At 71.6% G+C, this 6,719-nt stretch carries 6 protein-coding genes; 5 read left to right on the top strand and 1 reads right to left on the bottom strand.

Annotated features, from left to right (window positions below; translation table 11 throughout):
* Positions 1-204 precede the first annotated feature (204 nt).
* The 5 genes from N4P33_RS30740 to N4P33_RS30720 all read left to right on the top strand — a co-directional run bounded on the left by N4P33_RS30740 (position 205) and on the right by N4P33_RS30720 (position 6,067).
* On the top strand, positions 205-1,644 hold the full coding sequence (locus N4P33_RS30740; protein WP_260830217.1) for a PhoX family protein: 1,440 nt from the start codon (positions 205-207) through the stop codon (positions 1,642-1,644).
* A gap of 400 nt (positions 1,645-2,044) precedes the next feature.
* Complete coding sequence (locus N4P33_RS30735; protein WP_260830216.1) at positions 2,045-3,628, top strand: TROVE domain-containing protein; 1,584 nt, start codon at positions 2,045-2,047, stop codon at positions 3,626-3,628.
* 73 nt (positions 3,629-3,701) lie between these two features.
* Positions 3,702-4,343 (top strand): GntR family transcriptional regulator, encoded by a 642-nt coding sequence (locus N4P33_RS30730; RefSeq protein ID WP_260830215.1) that lies wholly within the window; start codon positions 3,702-3,704, stop codon positions 4,341-4,343.
* 21 nt (positions 4,344-4,364) lie between these two features.
* A complete protein-coding gene (locus tag N4P33_RS30725) occupies positions 4,365-5,411 on the top strand; it encodes a 1-aminocyclopropane-1-carboxylate deaminase (protein ID WP_260830214.1) in 1,047 nt (348 codons plus the stop codon).
* 65 nt (positions 5,412-5,476) lie between these two features.
* Entirely contained in the window at positions 5,477-6,067 is a 591-nt protein-coding gene (locus N4P33_RS30720; RefSeq protein WP_260830213.1) for a TetR/AcrR family transcriptional regulator, read from the top strand.
* A gap of 59 nt (positions 6,068-6,126) precedes the next feature.
* Here N4P33_RS30720 and N4P33_RS30715 read toward each other — a convergent pair.
* The coding region (locus N4P33_RS30715; RefSeq protein WP_260830212.1) for a TerD family protein at positions 6,127-6,719 on the bottom strand (593 nt) is incomplete at its 5' end.

Here is a 6,719-nt window from a genome sequence, read left to right as displayed (position 1 = left end):
CCGGCGTACTGGTTGTACGTGGTCGGCGCCCGGTGCGGCGAGTGGGGGCACCTCCCACGCCCTTAAGGCAGTGGGGGAGCGTGCATGGCGTCGCCAGGCAGGCGGGAATTTGACGACAGGGCCTAGGGGGTTGTTCAACTGGTGTTCAGATGTGGGCGGGAGCGTGGCGGCGCATCAGGTCGCCGGCCTCGACAGGAGACAGCCATGTCGTTCACCCGCAGGGACTTCGCCAGGACGTCTGTGATCGCCGGGGCCGGGGTCGCGTTGGCGGGGAGTGTGGGGGCCCTCGGCTCCGCGCCCCACGCTCTCGCGACCGCCGAGACGGAGACCGTGGGAGACGACAAGGCCGAAGGACTCGGCTACGGGCCGCTGCTGCCCGACCCGAACGGACTGCTCGCGCTGCCGGCCGGCTTCACCTACCGCGTCCTCACGCACGCGGGCAAGACGAAGCTCGAGTCCGGGGAGTTCACGCCCGGCTCGCACGACGGCACCGCCGCCTTCGAAGGGCCCCGGGGCAGCACCCTGCTGGTGAACAACCACGAGATGGACGGGCCCCGCGCCGACTCCGAGTACCCGGTGCCGCTCGCCGAGGGGCTCGTCTACGACCCGGCCGCGCCCGGTGGCTGCACGGTCGTCGAGGTGCGCCGGGACGGTCATGTCGCCGAGTGGGTCGGGATCGCCGGCACCGCCAACAACTGCGCCGGCGGCAGCACGCCGTGGGGGACCTGGCTCACCTGCGAGGAGAACGCCGACCGGGCCGGTGAGAACGGCATGACCAAGGACCACGGCTATGTGTTCGAGGTCGACCCGGCCGACCGGCGCGCCAACCGCGACCCCAAGCCACTGAAGTTCTTCGGCCGTTACGAGCACGAGGCCGTCGTCATCGACCCCAAGCGCGGCCACGCCTACCTCACCGAGGACGCCGACGAGCCCAACGGCCTGTTCTACCGCTGGACCCCGCCCCACGGCTTCCGCCACGGCCCCGGACGCTTCCGCACCCTCGCCGACGACGCGGGTGTGCTCCAGGCGCCCAAGTGCTACGACTCCGGCGGCCGTTTCGTCGACGACCTCTCGCGCGCCACCAGGCCCGGCACGGTGTACGGCGTCGACTGGGTCGACGTACCCGACCGCGACGCCCGGACGACATCGGTGCGCGAGCAGTTCGGGGACGGCGAGGTCACCCGCGCGCGCAAGCTGGAGGGCATGTGGTGGGGCGACGGCGGGGCGTACCTCGTCTCGTCCTACGCCCGTGAGGAGAGCCCCGTCCAGCACGACGGGCAGGTGTGGTTCTACGACCCCAAGCGGCGCACGCTGACCCTGAAGGTGCGGTTCGGCGTCAACGCGGACCCGTCGAAGGACGGGGCGCTGGACGGACCCGACAACATCACCGTCTCCCCGTACGGCGGCCTGGTCATCGCCGAGGACGGCGAGGGCGTCCAGCACCTGTTCGGCGCCACCGACAGCGGGCGCACCTATCCGATCGCCCGGAACGAGCTGAACATCGGCAGCGAGGAGGAGCCCGAGTTCAGCGAATTCACCGGCGTCACCTTCTCGCCCGACGGAAAGACCCTGTACGCCAACATCCAGGACCCGGGCATCATGCTCGCCATCACCGGGCCGTGGAAGCGACAGAAGCGGCACTGAGTTAATTCGCTCGCTCGTCCCGAGGCCGCCCTTCTAGAGTGATGAACGTCCAGGTGCGAAGGCAGGACCTACTTCCACTCATCATGGGGCGGCCGCGGGTTCGAGTCCCGCCACCGGCACAACGCGCCGGTGTAGCTCAGGGGTTAGAGCACCTTGTCGGTTCCGCCGACCTCGATCTCTGGACACCAGTACGTCACGCACCTCCCGGTGCGCGGGCTGCGGCTCCTTCCTTCTCACGGATTCCCTGCCGCCGCCGACTTGATCTCGGGAGGCGCGGTACAACGTGGGTGCCCGGTGCAATCTTTGAAGAGGCGTCCGGCATTTCTCCGCCGCCGGCTTTCGTTCTCGGACACCCTCCTTGTGCTGCGCCTCCCTCCGAAAGAATTCGGGGGAATTCACCATGGCGCGATTCAACACCAAGGCCGCGAAGGCGCAGCCCGCCTCGCGGGTGACGTCCACCGGCCGTGTGCTGCGTACCTACGAGGGCGGCCGGGGCCGGGAGCGCGACGCGCGCTCCGAGCTCTTCCTGCTCGCCGTGTCCCATCTCATGACCCAGCAGACCTTCTACGAGACCGGCGCCGACCGCGACGACCGGTTCACCCGGCTCGTCCGCGAGCTCGCCGTCACCGACCCGGCCTGGACCGCGGGCCTGCTCGGCTGGCTGCGCGGCGAGGGCAACCTGCGCACCGCGTCCGTCGTGGGCGCCGCCGAGTACATCAAGGCCCGCCTCGACGCCGGCGTGACGGAGGGCCCGTCCAACCGGCAGGTCGTCGACTCCGTGCTGCGGCGGCCCGACGAGCCCGGTGAGCTGCTCGCCTACTGGACCTCGCAGTACGGGCGCGCCGTCCCCAAGCCCGTCAAGCGCGGCATCGCCGACGCCGTACGGCGGCTCTACAACGGCAAGGCGCTGCTGAAGTACGACACCGCCTCCAAGGGCTACCGCTTCGGCGACATCCTCAACCTGGTGCACGCCGCGCCCGACCCGGACAAGCCGTGGCAGGGCGAGCTGTTCCGCTACGCCCTCGACCGCCGGCACAACCCGGACACCGCGGTACCGCCCGCCTCGGACCGTGTCCTCACCGCACACCGTGAGCTGATGGCGCTGCCCGTCGCTGAGCGGCGCGCGGTGATCACCGCCGAGGGCGGGGCCGAGCGGCTCGCGGCGGCCGGGATGACCTGGGAGGCGCTGGCCGGCTGGCTGCAGGGGCCGATGGACAAGGCGGCCTGGGAGGCCGTCATCCCGTCCATGGGCGCGATGGCACTCGTGCGCAACCTGCGGAACTTCGACGAGGCTGGCGTCTCGGACGAGGTCGCGGCCCAGGTCGCCGCCCGGATCAGCGACCCGGCGGAGGTGGCACGCTCGCGGCAGTTCCCCTTCCGGTACCTCGCCGCGTACCGGCACGCGCCGTCGCTGCGCTGGTCGTACCCGCTGGAGCAGGCGCTCGGCCACTCGCTGGCCAACGTGCCCGCGCTGCCGGGACGCACGCTGGTGCTCGTCGACCGTTCGGGCTCGATGTTCTTCTCGCGGGTGTCCGACCGCTCGGAGCTCACCCGCGCGGACGCCGCGGCGGTCTTCGGCACGGCGCTCGCGCTGCGGGCGGAGAAGGCGGACCTGGTCGAGTTCGGCAGCAGCAGCCAGACGGTGCGGTTCCGCAAGGGCGAGTCGGTGCTGAAGATCCTCGGCCGCTTCGGCGACCTGGGCGGCACCGACACCACCGAGGCGGTGCGCCGGCACTACAAGCGGCACGACCGGGTGCTGATCGTCACCGACGAGCAGTACGCCTACAGCCACCACGGCGACCCGACCGCGCAGGTCCCCGCCGACGTGCCGGTCTACACCTGGAACCTCGCCGGCTACCGGGCGGGCCACGGCCCGTCGGGGACCGGGAACCGGCACACGTTCGGCGGTCTCTCGGACGCTGCCTTCCGCATGGTTCCGCTGCTGGAGGCCGGACGGGACGCCGACTGGCCCTGGGCCGCCTGAGGGGACCCCGGTCCGCACGTCGATGCGGCCGGGGTCTTCTCGTCGGACAAAGTGACATCTAACATTTCAGTTCATGGAGGCCATCCAGCCCGTGCGCCGCACCCTGCTCAGAGAGCGCGCCTACGAGGCGATCAGAGACGCCATCGTGGCCGGGGAGCTCGAGCCCGGCGAGGTGGTGCGGGACGCCGAGCTCGCGGAGCGGCTGGGGCTGTCCCGGGCGCCGGTGCGGGAGGCGTTCGCGCGGCTCGTGGACGACGGGCTGCTGGAGAGCAAGCCCCAGAGCTATACGCGGGTGACGCCGCTCGTCGCCGCCGACGTCCGGGACGCCGCCGCCGTGGTCGGCGCCCTGCACGAACTGGTCACCCGGGTCGCCGTGCCGCGGCTGTTCGCCGCCGACATCGAGGCGATGCGCACCGCCAACGAGCGGTTCGCGGCGGCTGTCGGAGCCGGTGACGTGGACGGGGCCCTGCGCGCGGACGACGCGCTGCACGACGTGCTGGTCCGGGTCAGCGGCAACCGGGCCGCCGCCGCGACCGTCGCCCGCTACACGCCCCTCATCCGCCGCCTGGAGCGCCGGCGCTTCGGCGAGGGCGGCAGCTGCCGTTCGGCGGGACTGCACGAGCGGCTGATCGAGGCCTGCGCGGCCGGTGACGTGGACGAGGCGGTCCGGGTCACGGCGGAGATCTGGCGGGGGCTCGAAGCACTCGCCGACTGAGAACCCATCCCGGGAGGACCCATGTCCCCGTCCCCTTCGACCTCGTCATCCCCTTCTCTTTCCTCGTACGAGCGGTACCCGCTGCTCTTCGGGCCCTCGCCCGTGCATCCGCTGGAGCGGCTGACCGGCCGTCTCGGCGGGGCCTCGCTGTGGGCCAAGCGGGAGGACTGCAACTCCGGGGTGGCGTACGGCGGGAACAAGACCCGCAAGCTGGAGTACCTGGTCGCCGACGCGCTCGCGCAGGGCTGCGACACCCTCGTCTCCATCGGCGGGGTGCAGTCCAACCACACCCGTCAGGTCGCCGCCGTCGCTGCCCGTGCGGGGCTCAAGTGCGTGCTCGTACAGGAGAGTTGGGTGAACTGGCCGGACTCGGTGTACGACAGGGTCGGCAACATTCTCATCAGCCGGCTGGCCGGGGCCGATGTGCGGCTGGTGCGGGCCGGCTTCGGCATCGGGTTCAAGGAGAGCTGGGAGCAGGCGCTGCGCGAGGTCGAGGAGTCAGGCGGCACGCCATACGCCATCCCGGCCGGCGCCTCCGACCATCCGCTCGGCGGGCTCGGGTTCGCGCGGTGGGCGTACGAGGTCGCCGAGCAGGAGCGGGAGCTGGGCGTCTTCTTCGACACCGTGATCGTCTGCTCGGTGACCGGATCCACGCAGGCCGGGATGGTGGCCGGGTTCCGCGCGCTGGAGGAGGCGGGCGGACGGCGGCGGCGCGTGATCGGCATCGACGCCTCCGCCAAGCCCGCCGCCACACGTGAGCAGATCGCACGGATCGCCCACGGCACCGGCCGGCTCATCGGCGTACGGCAGGAGCTGACCGAAGCGGACGTGGAGCTGGACGAGCGCTATCACGCGGGGGTGTACGGGATCCCGGACGAGACGACACTGGAGGCGATGCGCCTCGCCGCGCGGACGGAGGGGATGGTCACCGATCCCGTCTACGAGGGGAAGTCGATGGCCGGGATGATCGATCTGGTGTCGCGCGGCGAGATCGGGCGGGAGTCGACCGTGCTGTACGCGCATCTGGGCGGACAGCCGGCGTTGAACGCGTACAGCGCGCTGTTCTGAGCCGGGAGGGGGATCGGGCGGGCTCGGTAGGGTACGGGGAGGGTTCCCGGGCCGAGGAGTGACGGATGGCGCAGGTCAGGTCCATGCGCGCGGACGCTCGGCGGAATCGTGAGCGGTTGCTCGCCGCGGCGGTGGAGGCGTTCGCCGCGCAGGGCGAGGGGGCCTCGCTCGACGACATCGCCAAGCAGGCCGGTGTCGGTTCCGGCACGCTCTACCGGCACTTTCCCACCCGGCGGGCGCTGCTGGAGGCCGCCTACGCCGACCGGATCGACGCGATCGCGGCGCGGGCCGGTGAGCTGGCGGAGCGGCTGCCGCCGGGTGAGGCGCTGGTGGAGTGGCTGGGTGAACTCGGCGCCGGGATGGTCCGAGTGCGGGGGCTGCGGGCGCTGTTGAGTTCCTCCGTCGGCGGGGGCGACGGGACCGTGCGGGACGTACGGGACGCTTCCGACTGCTGCGATCCGTTGAAGAGTGCCGTCGCGCGGCTGGTGGGGGCGGCGCAGGAGGCGGGGGTGCTGCGGCGGGACGTCGAGCCGATCGACGTTCTGCGGCTGGTGCACGGGGTGGCGATCGCGTGCGAGGGCGTCGACGACGGGGAGGGCGCGGGGGCGCGGCTCCGCCGGTATGTGGGGTTGCTGATGGAGGGGTTGCGGGGCTGAGCCGCCGGTGCCCCTGCCGGCGCCCCCGCGACGGGGGCGCCCTGCGGTGCGGGTCGCCTCTACAGCGCCTGGGCGGCCGGCTTGACCATCCCCCTGACCGTGCGGGACTTCACGAAGTCGCCCATCGCCGTCATCTCCCACTCGCCGGAGAACTGGCGGATGAGCTTGGCCATCATCACGCCCGTCTGCGGTTCGGCGCTGGTGAGGTCGAAGCGGACGAGTTCCTCGCCGGTGGTGCCGTCCAGGAGGCGGCAGTAGGCCTTGGCGACCTCGGTGAACTTCTGGCCGGAGAACGAGTTGACCGTGAAGACCAGGCCCGTGACGTCCATGGGGAGGCGGCCGAGGTCGACCGTGATCACCTCGTCGTCTCCGCCGCCCTCGCCGGTGAGGTTGTCGCCGGAGTGGCGGATCGCGCCGCCCACGATCTGGAGCTTGCCGAAGTAGCAGCTGTCGATGTGGTTGCGCTGGGGGCCGTAGGCGATGACCGAGGCGTCGAGGTCGATGTCCTTGCCGCGGTAGGCAGGCTCCCAGCCGAGGCCCATCTTGACCTGGGAGAGCAGGGGGCGGCCGCCCTTGATGAGGGAGACGGTCTGGTTCTTCTGGAGGCTGACGCGGCCCTTGTCGAGGTTGATCTTGCCCGTGCCGGGGGTGG

The sequence above is a fragment of the Streptomyces sp. 15-116A genome (assembly GCF_025290915.1).
Classification (GTDB): domain Bacteria; phylum Actinomycetota; class Actinomycetes; order Streptomycetales; family Streptomycetaceae; genus Streptomyces.
This window is presented reverse-complemented; position numbering and strand designations above follow the sequence as displayed.